Here is a 23,432-nt window from a genome sequence, read left to right as displayed (position 1 = left end):
ACTATCTTTCCTACCGATACCCGTTCCAGATCAACTCGTCATCGACTAGCCCAACCTACAGTGATACTCCAGCTTCGCTGCAGTATGGAAAATACTTGTTGGTGTGTATGATCGTCGGCGTCTACCTGACGTTCAACGTGCCGAAGGCGGTGCTGCTCGGCCGCACCGCGGTCCTGGCGGCTTTGATCGGCTATCCCGTCGTCCTCACCGGTTTTTTCATCTACGCCCGGACGCCGATCCCGACCAGCTTCGTCGAGATCTCGCTGAGTTTTCTGCCGGCCCTCTTGTTTCTCGACGACAGGAACGGCTCGGAACGGCTGAAACAGCTGGCGGGATTTCTGGTCGTCTATGCCGCGATCAACGTCCTGGCCGATATCATACAGACCGGATTGTACGGGACGATCGGACGACTTCCCGCCCTCGCCTACGAGGGCTATGCGGCTCGTTTCGGCGGCGTGTGGGACGATCCCAACACGGCGCTGGCGGTCTTCTCGTTCGTGCTTCCCTACGTCGTGCTGACACGTGGGTTGGGTCGACATGCCGTGCTGACCTTCGTGGCAGCCGTCTACGTCGGCTACTCCGCGCAATCCCTCACGGCGGGCGCCGCGACGCTCGGCGCCATGATCGTCAGCTTCACCGTCTACAATCTCGTGTTCGCCTCCGAGGCGGCGGCTGCGCGGGCTCTGACCACGGTTGCGGTCGGAGGGTTGGCCGGTCTGATGCTGACCATCGCGTTGGCGGTGCTCTTTCAGGACTTCGTCGCCGAGCAGCTCGTCAGCCTGAACCAGTGGTACGAGGACAAGCTTCCGAGCATCGAGGCGCGCGCATCGACCTACGACGTCGTTTCCTTCGTCGACATCGGGACGCTCATCGGACTGAACCCGATCGGCATATCCGGCGAGAACGGGCTTCTCAACCTCGTCGCCAACATGGGCGTCCCTTACGCGCTGCTCTACGAAGCCATGGGCCTGGCCACCCTGATCCGCCTGATCCGACGCGCCAAGCTGGCGAAGTCGCCGCACGAGCGGGCGCTCTTCTTCAGCTGCTTCTCGTTCGGGGTCTACTTCTACAGCTCGATGCTGAACATCCCGGTGTCGGAGATCTACCCGGTAAACTTCATCATGGGGGTCGTGATCGGGATCGCGTGGTCGCCGATCAAGGCCGCGGCCGCCAAGCCTCGGCTTTCCCGACGCTACGGCGTGGCCGCCAATGCCCGGCGGGCGCGCGACGCCGCCTACGAGGTCGCCTACTTGGGCGAGGTGTCGAAACAGATCGCGCGCACCCGAGGCCGGTGAGGGGTCGTGCCCGGATACCGTCAGGGACGACGGGCGGCATGACCTGCGCGCGATCTTGTGCGGCAGCAGCCCGAAGTCGGGTCTGGCCGGTCCCCCGGAGGGGAAATTCGCCGTGTTTTTCAGGGGGTTGGCGGTGGTCGGAGTGGCAGGATTTGAACCTGCGACCCCCTCGTCCCGAACGAGGTGCGCTACCAGGCTGCGCTACACTCCGTGACCGCAGGCGGGTGTATAGCCTTCGTCGGAGCGGTCTGCAAGCCCTGCGGCGGGCAAATCGGCGGGCGGGTGCAAACGGGCGGAAACGCTGGCGTTTTCGGCGGCGCGCCGAAGCCGCCGGCAGGAGCGGTGGTGCGGGTGCGCGGCCGTCGGCGACGTCGCGCAAGCCGGTTGCAGCCCGCCGCGCCCCCCGCTATATCCGGGGCCGTCGCGGCCGACTCGTCCGCGGCCCGTTGGGGCGTCGCCAAGAGGTAAGGCAGCGGATTTTGATTCCGCCATTCCCAGGTTCGAATCCTGGCGCCCCAGCCAATCCTGGACTTGTCCACCCCGGTTACCCTGAAACACTCCTGACGCAGCTGAAGTGGGGTTGGCCGTCCGCTTGTCCCATTCATCGCCCGTGCCAGGCGGGCTTTGTGCTGGCCGTCGCCTCCCGCCGCGGTCCGACCGCATTCCCTCCCCCAACGGAACCCTGTCGGAAGCGGAGCGGTTAGTGTCCGCTGGCGCTTCGCTGGCGGAGCGGGTGTGCGGGGCACGAGGCCGGATGGATCCTTTCATTGTCGTTCTGACCGGCTTCGGCGTGGTCGTGCTGCTCACGGCGTGGCTGCCGATGGTGCTGAAGGAACTGCCGCTCTCCCTGCCGATGGTCTGCGTCGCCCTCGGCGCGCTGATCTTCCTGATCCCCGGACTGCCCGGCCTGGCGCCGCATCCGATGGACAACCTGCCGCTGGTGGAGCGGCTGACCGAGATCGTGGTCATCGTCGCGCTGATGGGCGCCGGCCTGAAGCTGGACCGGCCGCTCGACTGGGTCAGCGGGGTGCTGACCTGGAGGCTGCTCGCCATCGCGATGCCGCTCACCATTCTGGCCATCGGCATCGCCGGCTTCACCATCCTCGGCCTCGGCGTCGCCTCGACGCTGCTGCTCGCCGCGTCGCTGGCGCCGACTGATCCGGTGCTGGCCAGCGACGTCCAGGTCGGCGCGCCCGGGGCGGGTCGCGAGGACGACGTGCGCTACACGCTGACGTCGGAAGCCGGGCTCAACGACGGGCTCGCCTTCCCCTTCGTCAACCTCGCTGTCGCGCTGGTGGCGGTCAAGGAGGGCTGGCTGGTCGAGTGGCTGGCCTATGACGTGGTCTGGAAGCTGGCGGTGGGCGTCGCGGTCGGCTGGGTGGTCGGCCGCGCGCTCGGCTGGCTTACCTTCCGCCTGCCCAACCGCTCCAAGCTGTCGCGGACCGGCGACGGCCTGGTCGCGCTCGGCATCACCGCGGTCGCCTACGGCGTGACGGAGATCGTCCATGGCTACGGCTTCCTGGCCGTCTTCGTCGCCGCCGTCACCTTTCGCTCGGTGGAGCGCGACCACGCCTACCACGACCTGCTGCATGCCTTCATCGAACAACTCGAGCGGCTGCTGATGATGGTGCTGCTGGTGCTGCTCGGCGGCGCGATGAGCGACGGCGGCCTGCTCGACGCGGTCGACTGGCGTGTCTTGCTGTTCGCCGCGCTGGTGCTGTTCGTGGTCAGGCCGGCGGTCGGCTGGTTCAGCCTCGCCGGACGCGGCCTGCCCACCGACGAGCGGGCCGTGATCAGCTTCTTCGGCATCCGCGGCCTGGGTACGGCCTACTACCTCGCCTACGGCATGGTGGAGGCAAAGTTCGAAGGCGCCGAACTGATCTGGAGCACGGCCGCGGTGATCGTGCTCGTCTCGGTGGTCATGCACGGCGTGACGGTCACGCCCGTCATGCGCGCCCTTGACCGGCGCAGCCGGAAGCGCGGGGCGGCGGCCGGGACTGGCAGCTCGGTCGCGGCGATGCGCTGAGCGAACGTTTACCGCTGCCTGCCATGCTGGCCTTCGCGGCCGGACGGTCTCCGCCCGCGCAAGGGGCGGAACGTGAGCGACATCCTCTTCGTGCACAACAATTTTCCCGGCCAGTTCGGGGCCCTTGCGACGGCACTCCGGGCCGACGGACATCGCTGCGCGGCGATCGGTTCGACGACGGCGGCGGGGGTTCCTGGCGTCGACACCCGGCGCTGGAAGCTGGATGGAGAGTTCCGCCCCAGCGGCCGGCCGCTGAGCGCACGCGCCGAGATCGACCTGATCCGTGCCCGCCACGCCGCCACCTGCGCGCTGGAACTGAAGGCCGAAGGGTTCGATCCCGCGCTGATCGTGGGTCATCCCGGCTGGGGCGAGACGCTGCTGCTCGGCGAGATCTTCCCCAGGGCCCGGACGATCGCCTATGCCGAGTTCTTCTACCGCAGCCGGGGCGCCGACGTCGGCTTCGACCCGGAGTTCGCCCGCCCGCCCGAGGAGGACAGCTTCCGCGTCCACGCCAAGAACATGGGCCTCGCGCTAGCCTATGCGGAAGCCGACCGGCTGGTCGCGCCGACGCCGTTCCAGGCGAGCCTGCTGCCGGCGTCGCTGAAGGGGCGTACCACCATCATCCACGAGGGCGTCGACACCGACGCGGTGAAGCCGATCCACGACGCGCGCATCGCGCTGCCCGGCGTCGGCGAACTGAAACCGGACGTGCCGCTGATCACCTTCGTCAATCGGCGGTTCGAGCCCCTGCGCGGCTACCACGTGTTCATGCGGGCGCTGCCGAAAATCCTCGCCGCCATGCCGGACGCCAGGGTGGTGCTGGTCGGCGGCGACCCGGGCGCCGGCTACGGCACGCCGCCGCCGGCCGGCCAGAACTGGCGCGACGTGTTCCTCGACGAGGTGAAGCACCGGCTCGACCCGACGCGCCTCCACTTCGTGGGGCGCCTGCCGCATCAGGCGCTGGTGGCGCTGATGTCGCGCTCCAACGCCCATATCTACCTGACGTATCCCTTCGTGCTCTCCTGGTCTCTGCTCGACGCGATGGCGGCGGAAAGCCTGATCGTCGCCTCCGACACCGCGCCCGTGCGGGACGTGGTGGAGAACGGCCGCAACGGCCTCCTGGTGGAGTTCTTCGACACGGACGCGCTGGCCGACACGGTGGTCGAGGCCTGCCGCAATCCGGAGCGCTACCGCGGCATCCGCCAGGCAGCACGGCGAACGGTGGTCGAGCACTTCGACCGCCGTCGCAACTGCCTGCCCGCCTGGCTGGACCTCGTCCGCTCGCTGCTCTGACCGCGGTCAGGCGGCAAAGGCGTCGCTCCGAGGCTTGGCGCTGCCGCCCTTGCGGGCGAGCAGCAGGTCGCGCGCGGCCCGCCGCGCGGCCTCGGCCGACGCGAAGACCTGATCGTCGAGCGCCCAGACGGGATACTTCACAGCGACGAACCGGACGCGGTTGCCGTCCGGCACGACGATTCCGACGGCTTCATCGCCGACTTCGATGAGGGTGGACTTGGACATGGGAACAAGGCTCCTGGCCCGCGGCCGGCAAGACCGGCGGGCATCTGAATTCTGCTTTGGTCGATGATCGGAAAGCGGAGGGCCGAAACCGGCTCACATCCCGCATACGCGTCGGCAACACCGCATCGCGCGTTTTCGCGACGGGGTTGTGGACGACATCAGGCAGAACTCGAAATCCAGAAGCTCGGACATGGGAGTGCCTCCTCGGCACACCACCACGAAACCAACGCGGTGGCGCTTTAGCGTTTGGTGACGCGGCGCAAGCTGCGGATCAAACGACCGCGGTCGGGTCTCCCCGACGACGTTCAAGCTAAGCCGTTGAACCGGACGATTCAAGGGCTTGGAGGTGTAACCGGAGAAAGAAACTCAGGATTTCCGCAACTGGGAGGATTGGCGGGAAAAGCTTGCTCGATCCGTGGCATCCGCGGGAACGGATGCCACGGATTGAAGACTTCTCAGCTCTCCAGGCGGATGTCGCGAAGCGATTTGACGATCATCGCGAAGGCGATCTGCAACGCGGCGTTGTTGCTGGCGTCGAAATAGTGGTCAGCCCCGCTGGCGCAGGACTCCAGCATCGCCTTGGCGTTGGCATCGTCGACGGCCAGCGCGATGGTGAAGATCTCGATCTTCTGCGCCTTGGCCTTGTCGCAGATCGCCAGGGTGTCGTCGTTGGTCGCCTTCACCTGGGCGGCCGCCTTGGTCGCGTCGTTGTCGAGCCCGGTGTGCTGCCCGTTCGAGGAATTGAAGCGCAGCGTGTTCTCGCCGTCCGTCATCAGCACCAGCACCTTGCGCGGTCTCTCGTTCTTCGCGTCGTAGGCGGCGCCCTCGGTGAACGGGGCGGTCGGCGAAAGGACATTGAGACCCCACACGAGGCCGGCGGGGATGTACGTCAGCGGGTAGTAGCTGGTGCCGACGTTGATGATCATCGTCTCGATCGCACTGATCACCGGACCATGCTTGTTGGTGAGCGGCACGATCGGGTTGAGGCACCGCTGGGAGGTGGTGAGGAGACCCGGGTAGGGCGTCGACGGCGAACTGTCGTCGAGCCGCAGCGTGCCGGTTTTCCGCGAGGCGACGCAGCCGTACCACTTGTAGGAGGTTCCGCCGGAGCAACTCTTCGACGTGGTGGTCTTCGGCGGGTCGAGGGGGGTGCAGGTGGTCTTCTTCTGCGGATAGCAGGTGTAGGTGGACGGAACCCCGTCGGTGTACTTGGTGCAGGTCGACGCCGGGCCGTTGACCGTCGTGCAGGTCTCGGTCTGGGTGCTGGTCTTGTCGGTGCAGATCTTCTCGGTGGTGTAGTCGGCGCCGACCGAGATCCACGGCTGCGAACGGTTGTCGGTACCCACGTTGACGTAGTCGCCATAGGGCACGAGGGCGACCTTCACGTCCGCCTTGTCGTTTTTCTTGAGCTGCTGGACGAGATCCTTGGCCGCCTTCTTCAGAGCGTCGATCTTGCGCGTGCCGGTGCCGTCGGTCTCCGACATCGACCATGTGTTGTCGAGCACCAGCGCCACTTCCACGCTGCCGGTCACGCCGCGGATGGCCACCGACTGGGCCTCGATCTCGAGCGACTTGATGCCGGCGAGCGTCAGGAAGGAGGTGTCCAGCATGCCGCTGAGGGTGGCGGAGATGACGTCCTTCTCCGCGTCGTACTTGAAGCTGTCGAGCGAGGCTTCAAGCACCGCGTCGCTGGAGATGTTGCTGTCGATGAAGTGCTGCGTCAGCACCTTCAGCTTGGCTTCCTCCACCTCGTTGGAGGCGGCTGCGGAAAGCACGGCGGCATCGAGCACCGCCTGCGCATGGAAGCTGGCCCGATACTCGCGGGTATAGTCGAACGCCGTGCCGACGGACAGGACAACCGGAATCGCCGCAAAGGCGAAGGTCACGGCCGTTGCCGCGGATCGGTCTTTGAAGAATTGGTACATACGCATGGGGCTATCCTTCTGGCCCCGATACTGCTCGATAAGATCTTAACGAGATCTGGACCCGCGCTCGGAAATCCCGCCATAACTCAACAAAATTTAGATGATTTTCGTTGAGGGCCGTCGAAAATGACGATGAAGTGAACACAAAATCCGGCAAATCTGGCTGAAGCCGGAAGATAACGGCTAAATTTAGCTAAATTGAGTGGAGAATTCGCCGGTCTCTCTTCAGCGCTTCTTGAGAGATTCCGGCTTGTGAGCAGCAATCTTGCCGGACTTGTCGCTTCGGACGATGTATTCGGGGTTGTCCGGCGAAGCCGCCACCTTGTGCGACTTGATCGTCGTGGGTTTGGTCTGTTTGCGTACGATCTTCCCCACGCTGTGTCCGCCGGAGGAATCCCACTCCACGCTGTCGCCTGGCTTGAAGCTCTTGGTCATCGGGGCGTCTCCCGCAGTCGCGTTCCGGCGTGTCAACGGCGGCGGCCGCCGAGCGTTCCCTCAGGCCGGCGCATAGCCTTTCAGCACGAGACCGATGCCCTTCGCGGTGATCTCGAACCGTCCGCCCTTGTCCGCGATGAGACCGAGAGCCAGCAGGCGGGTGCTGACGACCGCCCGCGACGTCGCTCCCGTGGCGGCGAAGTGCGCCATGAGCGCCGAGGCTTCGATGGGTGAGAGATCGTCGAGAGATAAACGCATGCCCGTCCAGGTCCGTCGGTTGGTTCGACGGAGGTACGGGCGGGGTGGGTCGGAGGTTTCACGTCGATACGGGCGAGGGGCGCTGGTCGCCCCTCGCCGCAGGGTCGGACGGGCTCAGGCCGCCACGCGCTCGGGCGCCGGCGCCGTTTCCGTGGCGATGGCGATCGCCTCGGCGTCTTCCGGAAGCGACAGGCCGAGGTCGAGGTCGTCGGGATCGCGGCGGGTGACCAGGGCCGCGAACCGGCGCCATGCGCTCGGGCGAACGAAATGGGAGGCGAAGTGCCGGTTGATCGACACCGGCCGCCAGTAGTCGCGCGTCCAGGTCTCCGCCGCCGCGCGGAACTCCGCCGCCTGGTCCTTGCTGATCGCCAGCGTGGCGCAGGCGCAGTCGGCCGAAAGCAGCACGCTGCCGTCGTCGCGGAAGGTGAAGCGGTGGTCGCTCGGGATGTGGCGGAGCGAACCCTCGAACCATTCGAATTCGCCTGGCCGCTTGGCCAGGGCCTTCATGGCGGGCCTGATGTCCAACAGGTGCTGCATCGTCGAAGCCTCCGGGTCTGATGGACGGAGCCGCGGGCCGGTCGAGCCGGCCGATGCGCCGTCGCTGGGAACGCCCCGGCCCGGGAGTGACCGGGGCTGAAGCCATAAGAACCCTTCACGCGCTGTATCGTTTCGGCACATCCGACAAAATCACGGCGGCGTCACGAGGGAGTGATGCGATCGGCTGAAGCCCGTTGGAGAGCCGCCCCGTAGATCGCTGCACGGGCCGATCGAACGGTCCGGCCCATCCTGGAGGAGAATCTCATGACCATCGCAAGCCGTTTCGTCCGCCCGATTGTTGCCGCCGCACTCGTCGCCGGCCTGTCCACAGCCGCCATTGCGGCCAACCCGATGGTCGGCGGCGCGCCGATGTACGCCACGAAGAACATCGTCGAGAACGCCGTCAACTCCAAGGATCACACCACGCTGGTCGCCGCCGTGAAGGCCGCCGGACTGGTCGAGACGCTGCAGGGCGAAGGCCCGTTCACGGTGCTTGCGCCGACCAACGCCGCCTTCGGCAAGCTTCCGGACGGCACGGTCGACACCGTTCTGATGCCGGAGAACAAGGGCATGCTGACCGGCATTCTCACCTACCACGTCATCCCCGGGAAGCTTTCCGCCAAGAACATCATGGATGCCATCGCGGAAAAGGGCGGCCAGGCCGAGTTCAAGACGGTCGAGGGCGAGACGGTGAAGTTCACCCAGTCCGGCAAGACGCTGATGGTCACCGACGCCAAGGGCGGCATGGCCAAGATCACCATCGCCAACGTCGACCAGTCGAACGGCGTGATCCACGTCATCGACGGCGTGTTGATGCCCTGAACCGGGGTGCAAGGCCGGGCAGGGCGGAACAACCGCCCCCGCCCGGCGTTGCGTTCCCGCATACGGTGGGGGCTGGATGTCAGGAGCAATTGCGCATGCCGATCTCCCGCTCAGCCTGCCTCGCCCTCGCGGCGGCTCTTTCCCTCTCCGTCGCCGCCTGCGGCAACACCCGTGACCAGCGCACCGCGACAGGCGCGGTCCTCGGCGGCGCCGGCGGCGCCGTTGTCGGCAATGCGGTCGGCGGAACCGGCGGCGCGATCGTCGGCGGTGTCGGCGGCGCGGTCGCCGGCGGCGTGATCGGCAGCAACTCGCAGTAAAAAAGCGCCTGCGCGCCGAAGTCCGGGTTGGACGCGCGCGGCGGATCGGCCACCATCGGGACCGGACCAACACCCGTCCTCCCGAGGAGACCGGACGCGCGCATGACCATCAGGATCAAGCAACGGCCCGTCGGCGTCACCGCCACCGCCACCGCCGACGGGTCCGGCAGCATCGACGCCCGCTCGGGCGCTTCGGCCCCGCTCGCCGTCACGCCCGGCCGGGACGGCTTCACACCCCTTGAACTGCTTGACGCGGCGCTGGCCGGCTGTCTTGCCATCAGCGCCCGCATCGCCGCCCGGCGTCTGGGCCTGGACGCCCGGCTCGCCGAAGTGCGCGTCGAGGTGCGCGGGCAGAAGGCCGACGACCCACCCTCGCGGATTGAGCGCCAACGTTCGGTCTTCCACCTCGACGGCGACCTCTCGGAAGCCGAGCGCGCCCTGCTGATCCGCGAGGCGCATACCCTCTGCACGGTCGGCATCTCCCTGGAGCGTGGCCTGACGGTGGAGGACGCGGCGGACTTCCCCTAGGGCAGGGCTACCGTCGCCCGAGCGGTGCGCATCGATCGCGATCGCGACGGAACACCCGCACGGCCCCGGCGTTACCCTGCGGTCGCGCAAGGGGACGGACCACCACCCTCTTTTCCCTCCGCCGACATGGTCCGCGCAGGCGGACTACCCACGAAGTTTCCCGGGACGATACGCCAGCCCCGTCGATCAGCGCGCCGAGCGGCCGCCACGAACTCGTGGGTGGTCCGCCTGCGCGGACCATGACGGTTGAGGGGGGCGGTTGAGGGAGACGGACTGGGGCAGTGGGTGCGCGGTTAGGGACGGGTGATCCGGCTGCGCGGACCAGGACGGCGTGAAGGGGTCATGGATGGTCGAGGCGGTGGGTTTCGAGGCGGCGGAATGGGCGGAAACGCTCGACGGTCCGACCTTGCTGGTGGCCGCGGGCGAGCGCCGTGCGGAGGCGCTTTCGGCCATGCTAGGCCGGTTGCTGCCTGCGGCGGAGATCCTCCATCTGCCGCGCTGGGACTGCCTTCCCTTTGAGCCGTTTCCGCCGGCCCGCGAGATCATGGGGCGGCGGATCGCCGTGCTCCGCCGTCTGCCTGGCGCCGGGCCCTGCATCCTGGTGGCCAGCCCCGACGCGCTGATGCAACGCGTCCCGCCGCGCGCGGTGCTGTCCGCCGCCGTCCGGGACCTGCGCGTGGGCGAGGCGGTCGACCTCGACGACCTGCAGAGCTTCCTGGAACGGACCGGCTGGCTGTTCGACGACCGGATCGACGAGCCCGGCGAGGCGGCGCTGCGCGGACAGGTGATCGACCTGTTTCCGGCCGACGCCGAGGCGCCGGTGCGACTGGAGCACCAGAACGGCCTGATCACCGCCATCCATCGCTTCGACCCGCAGGACCAGTTGACGCTCGGCGACCTCGAAACGGTCTCCATCGGCCCGGCCTCCGAAGCGATCCAGGCGGAGGGCGGCGAGCGTCCGGCCGACCTTGAACACCGGCTGGCCGGAATTTATCAGCCGGCCGAGACCGTGTTCGACGCCTTCACGGGCCGGACCGCCTGGCTGGACGCCGGCGCTCGGGAGCGGATCGCGACCGCGTTGGAGGCCTCCGGCGAGGAGACCGCGCGGTATCCTGGCCTGCGGCTCCCGGCGGACGAGTGGGCGGACCGCTTCGGCCGATTGACGACGGTGCAACTGGAAGGCCGCGGCGAGCCCGGCCCGCGTTTCGCCACCCGCCGCGACCCGACGGGCGGGCTGCGCCGCCACGTGGAGGAGATGCGGGCGGCGGGGCGGACGGTCGTCCTGACGGGCCTCAACGGCGATCTCTTCCGCCTTGCCCGCCGGCTCGGCGAAAAAGTCGAACCGGCGGAAGGCCTCGCGGCGGCGATGGCGGCCGGCAAGGGCGCGCTCGCCGCCATCGAGGTGGACCTCGACCGTGGCTTCTCCACCGACCGCCTCGCGGTGATCGCCGCCGCGGACGTACTCGGTAGCCGGGCGCGGCGTCGGGGTTCGCGCGACGAGATCCGTGCCTTGCCCGGTTTCGACCCCGACGGCAGCGACCTCCACGTGGGCGACACGGTCGTCCACCGCGATCACGGCCTCGGCGTTCTCCGTGGCCTGGAGACGGTAGAGGCGGCGGGCTCGCGCACCGACGTGTTGCGGCTGGAATACGCCGGCGGCGACACCGTGATGGTGCCGGTGGTCGAGATCGGTCGCGTCTGGCGCTACGGTTCCGACCCGGACGCGGTGTCGCTGGACCGCGCCAAGGGCGATGCCTGGACACGACGGCGCGAGGCCGTGGAAGCGGCGATCGCCGCGACGGCTTCGGAACTGGCAGCCAAGGCCAAAGCCCGCGCCGGGACTCGCGCGCCCACGATCGCGGCGGGCGGTGCGCCCTACGAGCGCTTCGTCGCCCGCTTCCCCTATCCGGAAAGTCCGGACCAGGCCGATGCGATCGAGGCGGTGCTGACCGACCTCGGCTCCGGCCGACCGATGGACCGGCTGGTCTGCGGCGACGTCGGCTACGGCAAGACCGAGGTGGCGCTTCGGGCCGCGGCCGCCGTGGCGCTCGACGGGCGGCAGGTGGCGGTCGTCGCGCCGACAACGGTGCTGGCGCGCCAGCACGAGGAGACGGTGCGCCGCCGTTTCGCCGGGCTCGCGGTCGAAGTGGCCGCGCTTTCCCGGTTCACGCCGGCGGCCGAAGCCAGGCGCGTCCGGGCCGGGCTGGCCGACGGAAGCATCCGGGTGGTCGTCGGAACCCACGCCGTCGCCGGCAAGGGCGTCGCCTACGCCGACCTCGCCCTGGTGGTGATCGACGAGGAACAGCGCTTCGGCGCCGCCGACAAGGCGAAGTTTCGTGCGCTGGCCGAGGGCTGCCACGTGCTGCAACTGACCGCGACCCCGATCCCCCGGACGCTGCAGACCGCCTTGGCAGGGCTGCAGGATCTCTCCGTGATCGCCACGCCACCCGGCCCGCGCCGCCCGATCCGCACGGTGGTCGCCGCCTTCGACGATCTGACCGTCCGCGACGCTTTCCGCCGCGAGGCTGCCCGCGGCGGCCAGAGCTTCCTCGTCTGCCCGCGGATCGAGGACATCGAGCCGATGGTGGAACGCCTCGGGCGCCTGGCTCCGGAGCTCGACCTCCGCATCCTCCACGCCCGGCTGAAGGCGGAGGAGATCGATGCGGCGCTGATCGCCTTCGGCCGCGGCGAGGGCGACGTGCTGGTGGCGACCTCAATCATCGAGAGCGGCCTCGACATGCCGCAGGCCAACACGATGGTGGTCTGGCGCGCCGATCGCTTCGGGCTTTCCCAGTTGCACCAGCTGCGCGGCCGGGTCGGCCGGGGCCGCCGGCGCGGCACGGTCTACCTCGCCACCGATCCGGACGCGGCGATCGCCGAAGCGACGATGCGGCGGCTGGAGACGCTGGCGAGCCTCGACCGACTGGGCGCGGGCTTCGAGATCGCCGCGCGCGACCTGGATCAGCGCGGCGCCGGCGACCTCCTCGGAGAAGAGCAGGCCGGCCACGTCAAGCTGATCGGCGCCGGGCTCTATCGGCATCTGCTCTCCCGCGCGCTGGATGCAGCGGCGGGGCGGCCGGTTTCGCCCGATCTGTCGCCGATCGTGTCGCTGGGCGAGGCCGGACACATTCCCGCCGACACCGTGCCGGAGGAGGATGTCCGCATCGGGCTCTACGCCCGGCTGGCAGCGATCGGCGATCCCGACGAGGCGGAGGCGATCGGCGAGGAGTTCGTCGACCGTTTCGGTCCGATGCCTGAGCCGGTTGCCGTGCTGCTCGCCGAGTCCCGCGTCGCCGCCCTGGCGCGGCGAACGGACGTTCTTCGCGTCGACGCCGGGCCCCAAGGTATCGCCATCACGTTCCCCGATGCTCGGGCGGCGAAAGAGGCGGCCGACGGAGCGCGTGACGCCGGCCTCGATGGCGCGCTAAAAGAGACGCGGCTGATCGTTCCGTTCGCCAGCCCGGTCGTTGGCGAAAGGGCCGCCGAAACCGAGCGGATCCTGTCGATCTTGCGGGAAGGACGGGATCTGGCGCGGGCAGCCGCGGGCGGAGGAACTGCCGAGAAGACTTGACTCGCTTCGTCCAAGGTTTCGCTGCCGCCGGACGGCACATCCCAGAGGGTTCATTGACCACACCGCAGATGCTCGCCTTCGCCATCATCATCGTGATGATGGCCCTCTTCGTGTGGGGACGGATCCGCTTCGATCTCGTCGCCATCCTTGCCTTGTTCGCGGCCGTCGTGGTGGGGGTTGTCGAACCGGACGCGGCCTTCGTCGGCTTCGGCGACGACATCGTCATCATCGTCGCCAGCGCCCTGGTGACGAGCTCGGCAATCTCTCGGTCCGGCGTCGCCGATCTCGCGGTCAAGCGGTTGGGGGGATTTCTGCAGACGCCGCCACGGCAGATCGCGGCGCTGGCCGGCCTCGTGATGGTGCTCTCCGCCTTCGTGAAGAACATCGGCGCGCTCTCCATGCTGATCCCGCCTGCGTTCCAGATCGCGCGGAAGTCCGACACGGCGGTGTCGCAGCTCTTGATGCCGATGTCCTTCGCCTCGCTGCTCGGCGGCCTGGTGACCCTGGTCGGCACCTCGCCCAACATCATCGTCTCGCGCATCCGCGAGGACATCACGGGCGAACCGTTCCGCATGTTCGACTTTGCCCCCGTGGGCCTGCCGCTCGCGGCAGGCGGGCTGATCTTTCTGATCTTCGGCTATCGCCTCCTGCCCAAGGGCCGGCGCGGCGCCGCCAGCGTGGAAGCCGCCTTCAACATCCAGGGCTACACCACCGAGGCCGTGGTGCCCGAGGACAGCCCCTACGTGGGTCGGCCCGCCGCCGATATCGCGGCCCTCTCGGCCGGCGACGTGCAGATCACCGCGCTGATCCGCGACGTCCACAAGCGTTTCCGCAACCCGTCCGGCCAGATCGTCCGCCCCGGCGACCACCTGATCCTGGAGGGCGAGCCGCACGAGCTGGAACAGCTGGTGGTGACCGCCGGGCTGCGCCTCGGCCGGGCGGAGAACCAGCCGGAGCTGACCGACGTCGACGATGAGGTCGGCGTCATGGAGGCGGTCGTCACCGCCGACAGCTTCATGGTCGACTGGACGCCGGAGAAGCTGCGCCTGTTCGACCGCTTCCAGGTGAACCTTCTCGCGGTCAGCCGCAGCGGCGAGCGTGTCGCCACGCGCCTGAAGTCGTTCCGCTTCAAGCCCGGCGACGTGGTGGTGCTGCAGGGCAATCTCAAGGTCATGCCGGACGTGCTGCGCGATCTCGGCTGCCTGCCGCTCGCCCAGCGCGACGTCGCCATCGGCCGCGGCCGCCGGACCTACCTGCCGATCGCGCTGCTGCTCGCGGCGATGCTGCTGATGGCTTTGCAGCTGGTCAGCGTGCCGGTCGCCTTCTTCGGCGCGGCGGTGCTGGTTGTCGCCACGCGCTGCATCGGCATGCGCGAGGCCTACGCCGCGCTGGACGCGCCCGTTCTGGTGACGCTCGCCTGCCTGATCCCGGTCAGCGACGCGATGCGCACCACCGGCGCGACCGACCTGATCTCCGCCTGGCTTTCCGCCGCCGCCGGCCAGCTGCCGCCGGTCGGCGCGCTGGCGCTGATCATGGCGACGGCGATGGCCGTGACGCCTTTCCTCAACAACGCCGCGACGGTGCTGGTCGCCGGCCCGATCGCGGCCACCTTCGCCAAGTCGCTCGGCTACAGCGCCGACCCGTTCCTGATGGCGGTGGCCGTGGGTGCGGCCTGCGACTTCCTCACCCCCATCGGCCACCAGTGCAACATGCTGGTGATGGGCCCCGGCGGCTACCGCTTCGGCGACTACTGGCGCCTTGGCCTGCCGCTGTCGGTGCTGGTGCTTGCCGTCGGCGTCCCGCTGATCGCCTTCGTCTGGCCGATCGGGGGGTAGGGCGTCCTTCTAAGTATATGGATTGGTATATTTAACAAGAAGATCCAGCCGGTGTAGCAATGGGTTTCAACTGAAGCCCGCCCTGATGTTTCGCCCTCTTCTAAGCTCCATTCCTACGCAGATCGATGTCTTCGAAGAGGCAAATGGCGAGTTCTCCGTCGTGACCCCGGTAGCCGAGGACCGGGTAGACGGTCGTATCGTGTCGATCAGCTGCAACCTGCTGCCGGGACAGGACAATCTGAGTGAGGCCGGTCTCGTTAGCTTCCACGAGTTTACCTTTTCCGTTCTCGTCGTCGATCCGTTCTCGAACACTGAGTCCTTCGCGAGCCAGGATCCGAGGATTTGCCGACCGTATTTGGACGACGAGATACGTCCCTTGATCATGCCTCTGGTTCTTCAATCCTTGTCACTGCTGTTGAAGACCGTTCGTCCGGCAATCGTGTACAGGGTGACAAAATCGAGGTTCCCGGCACCAAGGATGATCGAAAAACACAACCTGATCACATTGCGTTTTGTTGAGGATGGCTATGTCTCGTCCAGAGAAGGTTTGGATAGGCTAGGGCGCCATTTCTGGGTTATGATGCGGAATACCCCCGTCATCGACGTAGATTAGGAACAGCTGATGGGCGCACCAAAGAAGCCCCCCGATTTCGCGCACTACGTAAGTCCGAACGTCTATGACGGTGTTCGGGTCGTTTCGGACCCGGTCGAAAAGACGCGGTTGATCGAGCGCGTGAAGGACGCCGCAGCGCGGGCGCGAGACCCCGGTGCGCCGCCACGACCACGCGATGCCGACGCTGCCGAATAGCCGTCAGCCCTCGGCCAGTCGTCGAAGCTCGCGCGTCACGAAGGCGGTGCCGGCGTAGAGCGGGCCGCCGGTCATCATGTCGTCGGAGCCGCGGAAGTCGACGGCGCCGCCCGCTTCCTCCACGAGCACGATCCCGGCGTAGCAGTCCCAGGCGTTGATGTAGGGATCGTAGTAGCCGGCCAGCCTCGCCGAGGCGACGTAGGCCAGCATCAGCGCGCCGGATCCGATGCGGAACAGCACGCCGCCCTCTTCGTAGAGCCGCTGCACGAACGCCGCCGAGGTCGCTGCCGGCGACTTCTGCGTGGCGCCGAAGGCGACGTTGCCGGAGGTGAGCGAGGCCTTGGGATCGACCGCGATCGGCCGCCCATTGAGCGTGGCGCCGCCGCCGCGCACGGCGAAGAAGGTTTCGCCGAATACCGGGGCGGCAATCACCCCGATCACCACGCCATCGGGCCCCTTCACTGCGATCGAGATGCACCAGTTGGCCTGCCCGGATACGAAGGCGGCGGTGCCGTCGATGGGGTCGATCACCCAGACGAAGTCCGATCGGCCGGTCTCCAGCCCGTACTCCTCGCCGAGCAGTCCATCCTCGGGGAACTCGGCCGCCACCGCCCGCCGGATCTCCTCCTCCACCTCCCGGTCGGCCCGCGAGACGAAGTCCTGCGCGCTCTCCTTGGTTTCGACCACCAGGCTGTCGCGGGCTTCGAAGAAGGCCATGGCGCTGCGGCCGGCATTCTCGGCGATCCGCGCCGCGGCTTCGGCGCGCCGCGCGATTTCGGTCGTTGAAGCAGCGGGCTGGGCGGACGGAACGGTCATTAGGGGCCTCGGGCGGGTTGTCGGCTCACTAGCACTTTATCCGGATTGAGGATACCGCGCGGATCGAGAAGCGTTTTCAGGCCGTGCATCAGGTCCATCGCGACCGGCGGCTTGTAGTCGGGCAGGCTGTCGCGCTTCAAACGGCCGATGCCGTGTTCCGCCGACATCGAGCCGCCGTGCCGCGCCGCGATGCGGTGGACGGCGTCCGCCATCGCCTCCCAGCCCGCCAGGAAGGCCGCCTTGTCGGCGCCGACTGGTTGCGAGACGTTGAAGTGGAGGTTGCCGTCGCCAACGTGGCCGAACACGGCCGGCCGGCATCCCGGCACGAGGGCGAGCACCGCCTCGGTGGCTTCGTCCACGAAGGCGGGCAGGGCAGAGAGCGGCACGGCGATGTCGTGCTTGATCGAGCCGCCCTCGTGTCCTTGGACCTCCGACATCATGTCGCGCAGGCGCCAAAAGGCGGCGCGCTGGTCGAGCGAGCTGGCGATCGTGGCGTCCTCCACAAGCCCGCTTTCGAAAGCCTCGGACAGGATCGCCTCCAGCGCCTCCGAGAGGCCGAACTCCACCGGGCTGGAGAGCTCCAGGAGCACCGTCCAGGGCGTCGGCGTCTCGATCGGCGGGCGGGCGCCTGGGGCGTGCCGGAGCACGAAGTCGAGCGCCGTGTCGCCCATCAGCTCGAACGTCGTCACGGCGGGTCCGGCGTGAGCTTTGGCGAGCGCAAGAAGGTCCAGCGCCGCGGCGGGGGAGGGCACGCCGCAGAACGCCGTCGCGATCGCCCTTGGCTTCGGAAACAGCTTCAGCACCGCGGCGGTGATGACGCCGAGCGTGCCTTCCGAGCCGATGAACAGATTTTTCAGGTCGTAGCCGGTGTTGTCCTTGCGCAAACCCGTCAGCCCGTCGAGCACCCGGCCGTCGGCGAGCACGACCTCCAGCCCGAGCGTCAGGTCGCGGGTGTTGCCGTAGGCCAGAACCGCGGTGCCGCCGGCGTTGGTGGCAAGGTTTCCCCCGATGGTGCAGGAGCCCTCGGCCGCAAGCGACAGCGGGAACAGCCGCCCCGCCGCCTCGGCCGCCGCCTGCACCGCGGCGAGCGTGACGCCGGCCTCCACGGTGATCGTGTCGCTGGCCGGGTCGACGGCGCGGACCCGGTTGAGCCTCAGCGTGGAAAGGATGATCTCCGCGCCCGTCTCGAAGGGGATCTGCCCGCCGACGAGCCCCGTGTTGCCGCCCTGAGGGACCACGGGCAGTCCGAGCTCGTTTGCAAGCCGCATCACCGCCGCGACCTCTTCCGTCGACCCCGGACGCACCAGCGCCGCCGTCCGGCCGCGGTAGAGCCCGCGCCACTCCGTGAGGTGCGGCGCGAGCGTGTCGGGGTCGGTCACCACGTGCCGGCTTCCGACAATCGCGGCGAGGTGGTCGAGGGCTGCGGACCAGCCGCCAGGAGCGGAATGAGGGGAGGGCGAAACGGTTCCGGTCATCATCGTGCGATCATACTATTGAAAGAACCAAAATACATCTGTATCGTCCGGCTCGATCAGTCAACGGGTTTGCCAGCGAGAGGCGATGTCCACAGCCCTTTTCATCCACGGCGCCTACGACGCACGGGTCGCGCCGTTCAACCTTCGGGAAGGCATGCCCGGGGAGACGCTGCTCGACGTGGCGGCGGTGGGGCTCTGCGGCTCGGACCTGCACTACTACAAGGACGGCGGCATCGGCGCGGCCGTGATCAAGGCACCCTTCGTGCCGGGCCATGAGTTCGGCGGCTACCTCTGCGAGGATGTGCCGGAGAAGGGCCTGAAGGCCGGAGCCCTGGTCGCGGTCGATCCCAACAAGGCCTGCGGCCACTGCGAGTTCTGCGAGCGCGGCCACCCCAATCTCTGCCCGAACGTGGAGTTCATCGGCGCACCGCCCTTCGATGGCGCGATGACCGAGCGGATCTGGGTTCCGACGTCCCAGGTGGTGCCGCTGCCGGCCGGCTTCACGCCGCTTCAGGCTGTGATGCTGGAGCCGCTCGGCGTTGCCATACACGCGGTGGACCTCGCCAAGCCGCGCCTGCTGGAGCGGGTGGGGCTGATCGGCTGCGGGCCCATCGGGCTGCTGATTCTGCAGGTTCTGAAGGCGGCGGGCGCCGGCGAGATCATCGCTGTCGACCCGCTGGAGCATCGCCGCGCCATGGCCACCAGCCTTGGAGCCGATCGCGTGGGCGCATCCGTGGAGGACCTCCGCGAGATGACGGCCCGTGAAGGATGCCCGCTCGTCGTGGAGGCGACCAACGCCCCGGAAGGATTCCGGGACGCTGTGCTCGCCTCCAAGATCGGCGGACGAGTGGTTCTCGTCGGCATCCCCGATGGGGACACCTATACCCTGCCGGCGGCGGAAGCCCGCCGCAGGGGCCTCAAGATCAAGTTCGCTCGCCGGATGGGGGAGGTCTACCCGCGCGCCATCGAACTCGTCGAGAGGGGCAAGGTCGACGTGGTCACCATGGTGACCCACGAGGTCGGCCTGAACGAGGCACCAGACGCTTTCCGGCGGCACGCCGAGAACGCGCCTGGCGTGATCAAGAGTCTGATCTACCCGAATGGACTGACTTGAAAAGCAACATGGGAGGTTAGGGTGAGGAAATTCCTTCTTGCATCGTTGAGCGCATTCGCCGTGCTCGCCGGATCCGCTTCGCTGCCCTCGGTGGCCAAGGCCGATTGGCTGGCCGACGCGGCCGCCCCGCTGAAGGGCACTGAGATCAACGGCATCTTCCTCGATCGTCCGGGCTACCGCGCGATCATCAAGCTGCTGCCGGAGTTCGAGCAGAAGACCGGCATCAAGGTCAACTACGAGATCGTCCCCTACGAGAACACCCGCGAGAAGCAGGTGCTGAACTTCACCTCGCAGGGTGACCTGACGCTGGCCCTGGTCGACCTCGTCTGGATCGGCGAATTCGCCGAGAACGGCTGGATCGATCCGATCGAGACCTTCACCGCCGACGCCTCGATCACCGACCCGAACCTGAAGCTGGAAGGCTTCTTCCCGCTTCTCCTGGACGCCTTCGGGTCCTGGGGCGGCAAGGTCTACGGTCTTCCCTTCGACAACTACTCCGGCCTCCTCTTCTACAACAGCTGCATGCTGAAGGACGCCGGCTTCGACAAGCCGCCGGCGACCTGGGACGAGGTGATGAACGTCTATGGTCCCAAGCTGACCGACGCTTCCAAGAACCAGTACGCCTTCGCGCTGCAGTCCCGCCGCGGCGAGACCCAGTCGGCAGACAGCTTCATGCGCGTGCTGTGGCCGTTCGGCGGATCGCTCCTCAACAAGGAGTTCAAGTCGAACCTGATGTCCGCCGAAAGCCAGGCCGGCCTCAAGTTCCGCAACGATCTCGCCAAGTACATGCCAGAGGGCATCGTCTCCTTCGACCACGCCGAGGCGGTCAACGCCCTCGCGCAGGGGCAGGTGGCGATGATCACCGAGTGGTCCGCCTTCTACGGCACGCTGACCGACCCGGCGACCTCCAAGCTGGGCGATTGCCTGGCCGTCGCGCCGGAGCCGGAAGGCCCGGCCGGCCGTCTGCCCGCGCTCGGCGGCTTCTCGCTCGCGGTCGCCTCGCAGGCCTCCGAGGAGCAGAAGAAGGCCTCCTGGCTGTTCATCCAGTGGGCGACGTCCGAAGAGATCGCCCGCGCCTACGTGGAAGCCGGCGGCGTCTCCGGCCGCATGTCGATCTACGAGCAGGACGACATCAAGACGAAGTACAAGTTCGTCGAGCCGATGGTCGCCTCCTGGCAGAAGGGCGTTCCCGAATTCCGTCCGCGGTTCCCGGCCTGGCCGGCGATCTCGGAAGTGGTCGCGGAATGGGGCACCAAGATCCAGCTCGGCGAAGTCTCGACCGAAGAGGGCGCCAAGGAGATCGGCACCCGCATGGAAGAGATCCTGGCCAAGGAAGGCTATTACGACGGCAAGAAGGCTCTCCTCCAGTAAGCTGAGGCCGTAACCTGCGGCGGGCGCCCACCCGGCGTCCGCCGCCTTTTGTTTCTCGACCGATCCATCGCACTCCCCCGATCGTCATGGTCCGCGCAGGCGGACCACCCACGAGTTCGTGGTGGAGGTGGCGCGGGCGGAAAAATGCGTGGGTGGTCCGCCTTCGCGGACCATGACGGCGAGGGGGGTTGAGTGGGGGTGGACGGAGGTGCGGGCGGGCGGCAGATCGAAGCTCGGCTATTCCGTGCACTTCCCCGCGATCGTCATGGTCCGCGCAGGCGGACCACCCACGAGTTCGTGGGTGAGGGTGGCGAGCGCGTGAAAAATGCGTGGGTGGTCCGCCTTCGCGGACCATGACGGTAGGGCAGGTGAGCAGCGCGATAGCGTGAGCCTGCGCCGGACCGTGGACACCGGATCTTTTGGGAGGAAATCCATGTCCGATCTCTATCACCGGGCGCTGGGCGAACTCGGCGCCGTGTTCGACCGCATCGACGATGCCGGCGTGGACGCCGCGGTCGAGGCGATCGCGAAGGCGCGGCGCATCGCCTGCTACGGCGTCGGCCGCGAGGGGCTGCAGATCAAGGGACTGGCGATGCGCCTGTTCCACCTCGGCCGTCAAGTCGCCATGGTCGGCGACATGACCACGCCGCCGGTCGGGGAGGGCGACCTCTTGATCGTGTCGGCCGGTCCCGGCGACTTCTCCACCGTGCGCGGCCTGATGGAGGTCGCCCGCGAGGACGGCGCGAAGACGCTGGTCGTCACCGCCCAGCCGAACGGGGCGGCTGCCCGCCGCGCCGACCATGTGCTGGTGATCCCGGCGCAGACCATGGCCGACGACCAGGGTCCCTCCACGTCGGTTCTGCCGATGGGTTCCCTCTTCGAAGGCGCGCAATATGTGCTCTTCGAGGTGATGATCCTGAAGCTGCGCGAGCGCCTGGGCGTCACCCCCGACGCCATGCGCGCCAATCACACCAACCTGGAATGAGACCCGATGCCGAGCGGTGCTGAAGCAACACGGGATGGAACGCTGCCGGCCGCCGTGCCGTCGGGCGGGCGGGCGAGGTCCAACCCGGGCTACCGCCGCTGGACGCCGTTCTGGTTCCTGGCGCCAGCCGTGTTCGTGCTCCTGGCGATCGGAATCTACCCGACCCTCTTCGCATTGGTCACCTCGTTCCGGCAGTACAACATCACCCGCCCGCGCGACGGCTTCCCCTTCGTCGGCCTCGACAACTACCTGAACGTCCTCACCGACAGCACCTTCTGGGCGACCCTCGGCCTCACCGCCCGCTTCTTCATGACGGTGATCCCGTTCCAGCTCGCCCTCGGCGTGCTGATCGCCCTGATGCTGCACCGGCCGGGCCTCGGCATGCTCCGCGCGCTCGCCCGGGTGTCGCTGGTGGTGCCGCTTGCCACCACCTACGCGGTGGTCGGCCTCGTCGGCCGTCTGATCTTCAACGGCGACTTCGGCGTCGCCAACCAGCTGATCGAAGCCTTCGGCATCCCCGGCTTCGACTGGCTCGGCTCGCCCACGGGCGCCTTCATCGCCATCGCGGTGATGGACATCTGGCAGTGGACGCCCTTCTGCGCGCTGATCTTCCTGGCCGGCCTCTCCATGGTGCCGGTTGAGATCGAGGAGGCGGCCCGCCTGGAGACGCCCTCCAAGCTCGCCATGCTGCGCTACGTCCAGCTGCCCTACCTGCTGCCCGGCCTGACGGCAGTGCTGATCCTGCGCTCCGCCGACGTGCTGAAGCTGTTCGACATGGTGTTCGTAATGACCCGCGGCGGCCCGGGCTCGGCCACCGACCTCGTCTCGGTCTACATCCAGCGCGTCGGCTTCCGCGTCTTCGACATGGGGCTGGCCTCCGCACAGGCGATCCTGCTCCTCATCATGACCATCGTGCTCAGCCGGCTCTACATCCGCCTGCTCTACCGGGAGATCGAGTGATGCAGACGACGCTCGGAAGAACGCTGCACGCGCTCGGGCTGACGCTGGTCATCCTGTTCACGATGTTCCCTTTCTACTGGATGGTGACGTCCAGCCTGAAGGACCAGTCGGACCTGCTCGCCTCGCCGCCGGTGTGGCTGTTCGTGCCGACGCTGGAGCACTACGGCGAGATCTTCGCCGACCAGAAGGTGGTGAACGCCGTCATCAACTCGCTGATCGTCTCGGTCTCCACCACGGCGCTCGCCGTGCTCCTCGGCGCACCGGCCGCCTACGCGCTCGCCCGCTTCGAGTTCCGCGGCAAGCAGGACCTCTGGTTCTGGTTCATCTCCAACCGGATGATCTCGCCGATCGTGCTGGCGCTGCCGGTCTACCTGCTGGCCCTGCAGGTGAAGCTCCTCGACACGCACCTCGTGCTGATCCTGATCTACCTGACGTTCAACCTGCCGATCGTGGTGTGGATCTGCACCGACCAGTTCCGCTCCATCCCCAAGGAGCTGGAGCAGGCCGCGCGCCTGGACGGCGCCAACCAGTGGATCATCTTCCGCAAGATCTACGTGCCGCTCGGCATCCCGGGCATCGCGGTGTCGGCGATCTTCTCCTTCATCTTCTCCTGGAACGAGCTGCTCTATGCGCTTGTGCTGACTCGCAGAACCGTACAGACCGCGCCGGTGATCGCGACCAGCTTCATGTCCGGCTACGAGCTGCCCTGGGGGAAGATCATGGCCACGGGCACGGTGATCGTCCTGCCGGTGATCATCTTCGCGCTGCTGGTCTCCAAGCACATGGTCCGCGGCCTGACCATGGGCGCGACGAAATAGAAGGCATCAGGAGGAACG

General features: G+C 67.7%; 21 protein-coding genes and 2 tRNA genes. 15 read left to right on the top strand and 8 right to left on the bottom strand.

Going from position 1 to position 23,432, the window contains the following annotated elements; all coding sequences use genetic code 11:
- Positions 1 to 101: 101 nt before the first annotated feature.
- Positions 102 to 1,295 carry a hypothetical protein gene (locus tag HZ321_RS00355; protein WP_181699090.1) on the top strand — a complete coding sequence of 398 codons (1,194 nt, stop codon included), beginning with the start codon at positions 102 to 104 and terminating at the stop codon, positions 1,293 to 1,295.
- Between the two features lie 134 nt (positions 1,296 to 1,429).
- On the opposite strand, the gene HZ321_RS00350 is transcribed toward HZ321_RS00355, so the two are convergent.
- Positions 1,430 to 1,506, bottom strand: a tRNA-Pro gene (locus HZ321_RS00350).
- 236 nt (positions 1,507 to 1,742) lie between these two features.
- On the opposite strand from HZ321_RS00350, the gene HZ321_RS00345 reads away from it, so the two are divergent.
- The 3 genes from HZ321_RS00345 to HZ321_RS00335 all read left to right on the top strand — a co-directional run bounded on the left by HZ321_RS00345 (position 1,743) and on the right by HZ321_RS00335 (position 4,614).
- Positions 1,743 to 1,817, top strand: a tRNA-Gln gene (locus HZ321_RS00345).
- A 232-nt stretch (positions 1,818 to 2,049) separates the two neighbouring features.
- Positions 2,050 to 3,321, top strand: a complete 1,272-nt coding sequence (locus tag HZ321_RS00340; protein WP_181699088.1) for a cation:proton antiporter — start codon at positions 2,050 to 2,052, stop codon at positions 3,319 to 3,321.
- Between the two features lie 72 nt (positions 3,322 to 3,393).
- Positions 3,394 to 4,614 carry a glycosyltransferase gene (locus tag HZ321_RS00335; protein ID WP_181699086.1) on the top strand — a complete coding sequence of 407 codons (1,221 nt, stop codon included), beginning with the start codon at positions 3,394 to 3,396 and terminating at the stop codon, positions 4,612 to 4,614.
- A 6-nt stretch (positions 4,615 to 4,620) separates the two neighbouring features.
- On the opposite strand, the gene HZ321_RS00330 is transcribed toward HZ321_RS00335, so the two are convergent.
- The 5 genes from HZ321_RS00330 to HZ321_RS00310 all read right to left on the bottom strand — a co-directional run bounded on the left by HZ321_RS00330 (position 4,621) and on the right by HZ321_RS00310 (position 7,994).
- The gene (locus tag HZ321_RS00330; protein ID WP_181699084.1) at positions 4,621 to 4,839 is read right to left on the bottom strand and encodes a hypothetical protein; all 219 of its coding nucleotides are present in this window, start codon (positions 4,837 to 4,839) and stop codon (positions 4,621 to 4,623) included.
- Positions 4,840 to 5,294: 455 nt separating this feature from the next.
- The gene (locus HZ321_RS00325) at positions 5,295 to 6,770 is read right to left on the bottom strand and encodes a pilus assembly protein TadG-related protein (protein WP_181699082.1); all 1,476 of its coding nucleotides are present in this window, start codon (positions 6,768 to 6,770) and stop codon (positions 5,295 to 5,297) included.
- Positions 6,771 to 6,989: 219 nt separating this feature from the next.
- Entirely contained in the window at positions 6,990 to 7,199 is a 210-nt protein-coding gene (locus HZ321_RS00320; protein ID WP_181699080.1) for a hypervirulence associated TUDOR domain-containing protein, read from the bottom strand.
- A 60-nt stretch (positions 7,200 to 7,259) separates the two neighbouring features.
- On the bottom strand, positions 7,260 to 7,457 hold the full coding sequence (locus HZ321_RS00315) for a hypothetical protein (protein ID WP_181699078.1): 198 nt from the start codon (positions 7,455 to 7,457) through the stop codon (positions 7,260 to 7,262).
- Positions 7,458 to 7,571: 114 nt separating this feature from the next.
- The gene (locus HZ321_RS00310) at positions 7,572 to 7,994 is read right to left on the bottom strand and encodes a hypothetical protein (RefSeq protein WP_181699076.1); all 423 of its coding nucleotides are present in this window, start codon (positions 7,992 to 7,994) and stop codon (positions 7,572 to 7,574) included.
- A 264-nt stretch (positions 7,995 to 8,258) separates the two neighbouring features.
- On the opposite strand from HZ321_RS00310, the gene HZ321_RS00305 reads away from it, so the two are divergent.
- The 6 genes from HZ321_RS00305 (at position 8,259) to HZ321_RS00280 (ending at position 15,680) form a co-directional block, all read left to right on the top strand.
- A complete protein-coding gene (locus HZ321_RS00305) occupies positions 8,259 to 8,816 on the top strand; it encodes a fasciclin domain-containing protein (RefSeq protein WP_181699074.1) in 558 nt (185 codons plus the stop codon).
- 95 nt (positions 8,817 to 8,911) lie between these two features.
- Positions 8,912 to 9,133 (top strand): glycine zipper 2TM domain-containing protein, encoded by a 222-nt coding sequence (locus tag HZ321_RS00300; protein WP_181699072.1) that lies wholly within the window; start codon positions 8,912 to 8,914, stop codon positions 9,131 to 9,133.
- A 102-nt stretch (positions 9,134 to 9,235) separates the two neighbouring features.
- On the top strand, positions 9,236 to 9,661 hold the full coding sequence (locus HZ321_RS00295) for an OsmC family protein (RefSeq protein ID WP_181699070.1): 426 nt from the start codon (positions 9,236 to 9,238) through the stop codon (positions 9,659 to 9,661).
- Positions 9,662 to 10,007: 346 nt separating this feature from the next.
- Positions 10,008 to 13,232, top strand: a complete 3,225-nt coding sequence (locus HZ321_RS00290) for a DEAD/DEAH box helicase (RefSeq protein ID WP_181699068.1) — start codon at positions 10,008 to 10,010, stop codon at positions 13,230 to 13,232.
- A 53-nt stretch (positions 13,233 to 13,285) separates the two neighbouring features.
- Complete coding sequence (locus tag HZ321_RS00285; RefSeq protein ID WP_181699066.1) at positions 13,286 to 15,067, top strand: SLC13 family permease; 1,782 nt, start codon at positions 13,286 to 13,288, stop codon at positions 15,065 to 15,067.
- Between the two features lie 85 nt (positions 15,068 to 15,152).
- A complete protein-coding gene (locus tag HZ321_RS00280) occupies positions 15,153 to 15,680 on the top strand; it encodes a hypothetical protein (RefSeq protein WP_181699064.1) in 528 nt (175 codons plus the stop codon).
- Between the two features lie 198 nt (positions 15,681 to 15,878).
- Here HZ321_RS00280 and HZ321_RS00275 read toward each other — a convergent pair whose 3' ends face one another.
- Complete coding sequence (locus HZ321_RS00275) at positions 15,879 to 16,691, bottom strand: inositol monophosphatase family protein (RefSeq protein WP_181699062.1); 813 nt, start codon at positions 16,689 to 16,691, stop codon at positions 15,879 to 15,881.
- A complete protein-coding gene (locus tag HZ321_RS00270; protein WP_181699060.1) occupies positions 16,691 to 18,169 on the bottom strand; it encodes an FAD-binding oxidoreductase in 1,479 nt (492 codons plus the stop codon). The genes HZ321_RS00275 and HZ321_RS00270 overlap by 1 nt, the downstream gene beginning before the upstream one ends.
- Positions 18,170 to 18,251: 82 nt before the next feature.
- Between HZ321_RS00270 and HZ321_RS00265 the strand changes: the two genes are divergently transcribed.
- The 5 genes from HZ321_RS00265 (at position 18,252) to HZ321_RS00245 (ending at position 23,414) form a co-directional block, all read left to right on the top strand.
- Positions 18,252 to 19,280 (top strand): zinc-dependent alcohol dehydrogenase, encoded by a 1,029-nt coding sequence (locus HZ321_RS00265; RefSeq protein ID WP_181699058.1) that lies wholly within the window; start codon positions 18,252 to 18,254, stop codon positions 19,278 to 19,280.
- A gap of 21 nt (positions 19,281 to 19,301) precedes the next feature.
- On the top strand, positions 19,302 to 20,651 hold the full coding sequence (locus HZ321_RS00260) for an extracellular solute-binding protein (protein ID WP_181699056.1): 1,350 nt from the start codon (positions 19,302 to 19,304) through the stop codon (positions 20,649 to 20,651).
- Positions 20,652 to 21,084: 433 nt separating this feature from the next.
- Complete coding sequence (locus HZ321_RS00255) at positions 21,085 to 21,636, top strand: SIS domain-containing protein (RefSeq protein WP_181699054.1); 552 nt, start codon at positions 21,085 to 21,087, stop codon at positions 21,634 to 21,636.
- Positions 21,637 to 21,642: 6 nt separating this feature from the next.
- Positions 21,643 to 22,596 carry a carbohydrate ABC transporter permease gene (locus HZ321_RS00250; RefSeq protein ID WP_181699052.1) on the top strand — a complete coding sequence of 318 codons (954 nt, stop codon included), beginning with the start codon at positions 21,643 to 21,645 and terminating at the stop codon, positions 22,594 to 22,596.
- On the top strand, positions 22,596 to 23,414 hold the full coding sequence (locus HZ321_RS00245) for a carbohydrate ABC transporter permease (RefSeq protein ID WP_181699051.1): 819 nt from the start codon (positions 22,596 to 22,598) through the stop codon (positions 23,412 to 23,414). Before HZ321_RS00250 ends, HZ321_RS00245 begins: the two co-directional genes overlap by 1 nt.
- Positions 23,415 to 23,432: the final 18 nt, after the last annotated feature.

Origin of the sequence: Chthonobacter albigriseus, from assembly GCF_013839445.1 — a bacterium.
Classification (GTDB): domain Bacteria; phylum Pseudomonadota; class Alphaproteobacteria; order Rhizobiales; family Pleomorphomonadaceae; genus Chthonobacter; species Chthonobacter albigriseus.
This window is presented reverse-complemented; position numbering and strand designations above follow the sequence as displayed.

Excerpts from the sequence above, each read along its gene's own strand:
- HZ321_RS00340 (WP_181699088.1), top strand. The coding sequence starts at position 2,050 with ATGGATCCTTTCATTGTCGTTCTGACCGGCTTCGGCGTGGTCGTGCTG.
- HZ321_RS00330 (WP_181699084.1), bottom strand. The coding sequence starts at position 4,839 with ATGTCCAAGTCCACCCTCATCGAAGTCGGCGATGAAGCCGTCGGAATC.
- HZ321_RS00325 (WP_181699082.1), bottom strand. The coding sequence starts at position 6,770 with ATGCGTATGTACCAATTCTTCAAAGACCGATCCGCGGCAACGGCCGTG.
- HZ321_RS00320 (WP_181699080.1), bottom strand. The coding sequence starts at position 7,199 with ATGACCAAGAGCTTCAAGCCAGGCGACAGCGTGGAGTGGGATTCCTCC.
- HZ321_RS00315 (WP_181699078.1), bottom strand. The coding sequence starts at position 7,457 with ATGCGTTTATCTCTCGACGATCTCTCACCCATCGAAGCCTCGGCGCTC.
- HZ321_RS00310 (WP_181699076.1), bottom strand. The coding sequence starts at position 7,994 with ATGCAGCACCTGTTGGACATCAGGCCCGCCATGAAGGCCCTGGCCAAG.
- HZ321_RS00305 (WP_181699074.1), top strand. The coding sequence starts at position 8,259 with ATGACCATCGCAAGCCGTTTCGTCCGCCCGATTGTTGCCGCCGCACTC.
- HZ321_RS00300 (WP_181699072.1), top strand. The coding sequence starts at position 8,912 with ATGCCGATCTCCCGCTCAGCCTGCCTCGCCCTCGCGGCGGCTCTTTCC.
- HZ321_RS00295 (WP_181699070.1), top strand. The coding sequence starts at position 9,236 with ATGACCATCAGGATCAAGCAACGGCCCGTCGGCGTCACCGCCACCGCC.
- HZ321_RS00290 (WP_181699068.1), top strand. The coding sequence starts at position 10,008 with ATGGTCGAGGCGGTGGGTTTCGAGGCGGCGGAATGGGCGGAAACGCTC.
- HZ321_RS00280 (WP_181699064.1), top strand. The coding sequence starts at position 15,153 with ATGTTTCGCCCTCTTCTAAGCTCCATTCCTACGCAGATCGATGTCTTC.
- HZ321_RS00275 (WP_181699062.1), bottom strand. The coding sequence starts at position 16,691 with ATGACCGTTCCGTCCGCCCAGCCCGCTGCTTCAACGACCGAAATCGCG.
- HZ321_RS00270 (WP_181699060.1), bottom strand. The coding sequence starts at position 18,169 with ATGATGACCGGAACCGTTTCGCCCTCCCCTCATTCCGCTCCTGGCGGC.
- HZ321_RS00265 (WP_181699058.1), top strand. The coding sequence starts at position 18,252 with ATGTCCACAGCCCTTTTCATCCACGGCGCCTACGACGCACGGGTCGCG.
- HZ321_RS00255 (WP_181699054.1), top strand. The coding sequence starts at position 21,085 with ATGTCCGATCTCTATCACCGGGCGCTGGGCGAACTCGGCGCCGTGTTC.
- HZ321_RS00250 (WP_181699052.1), top strand. The coding sequence starts at position 21,643 with ATGCCGAGCGGTGCTGAAGCAACACGGGATGGAACGCTGCCGGCCGCC.
- HZ321_RS00245 (WP_181699051.1), top strand. The coding sequence starts at position 22,596 with ATGCAGACGACGCTCGGAAGAACGCTGCACGCGCTCGGGCTGACGCTG.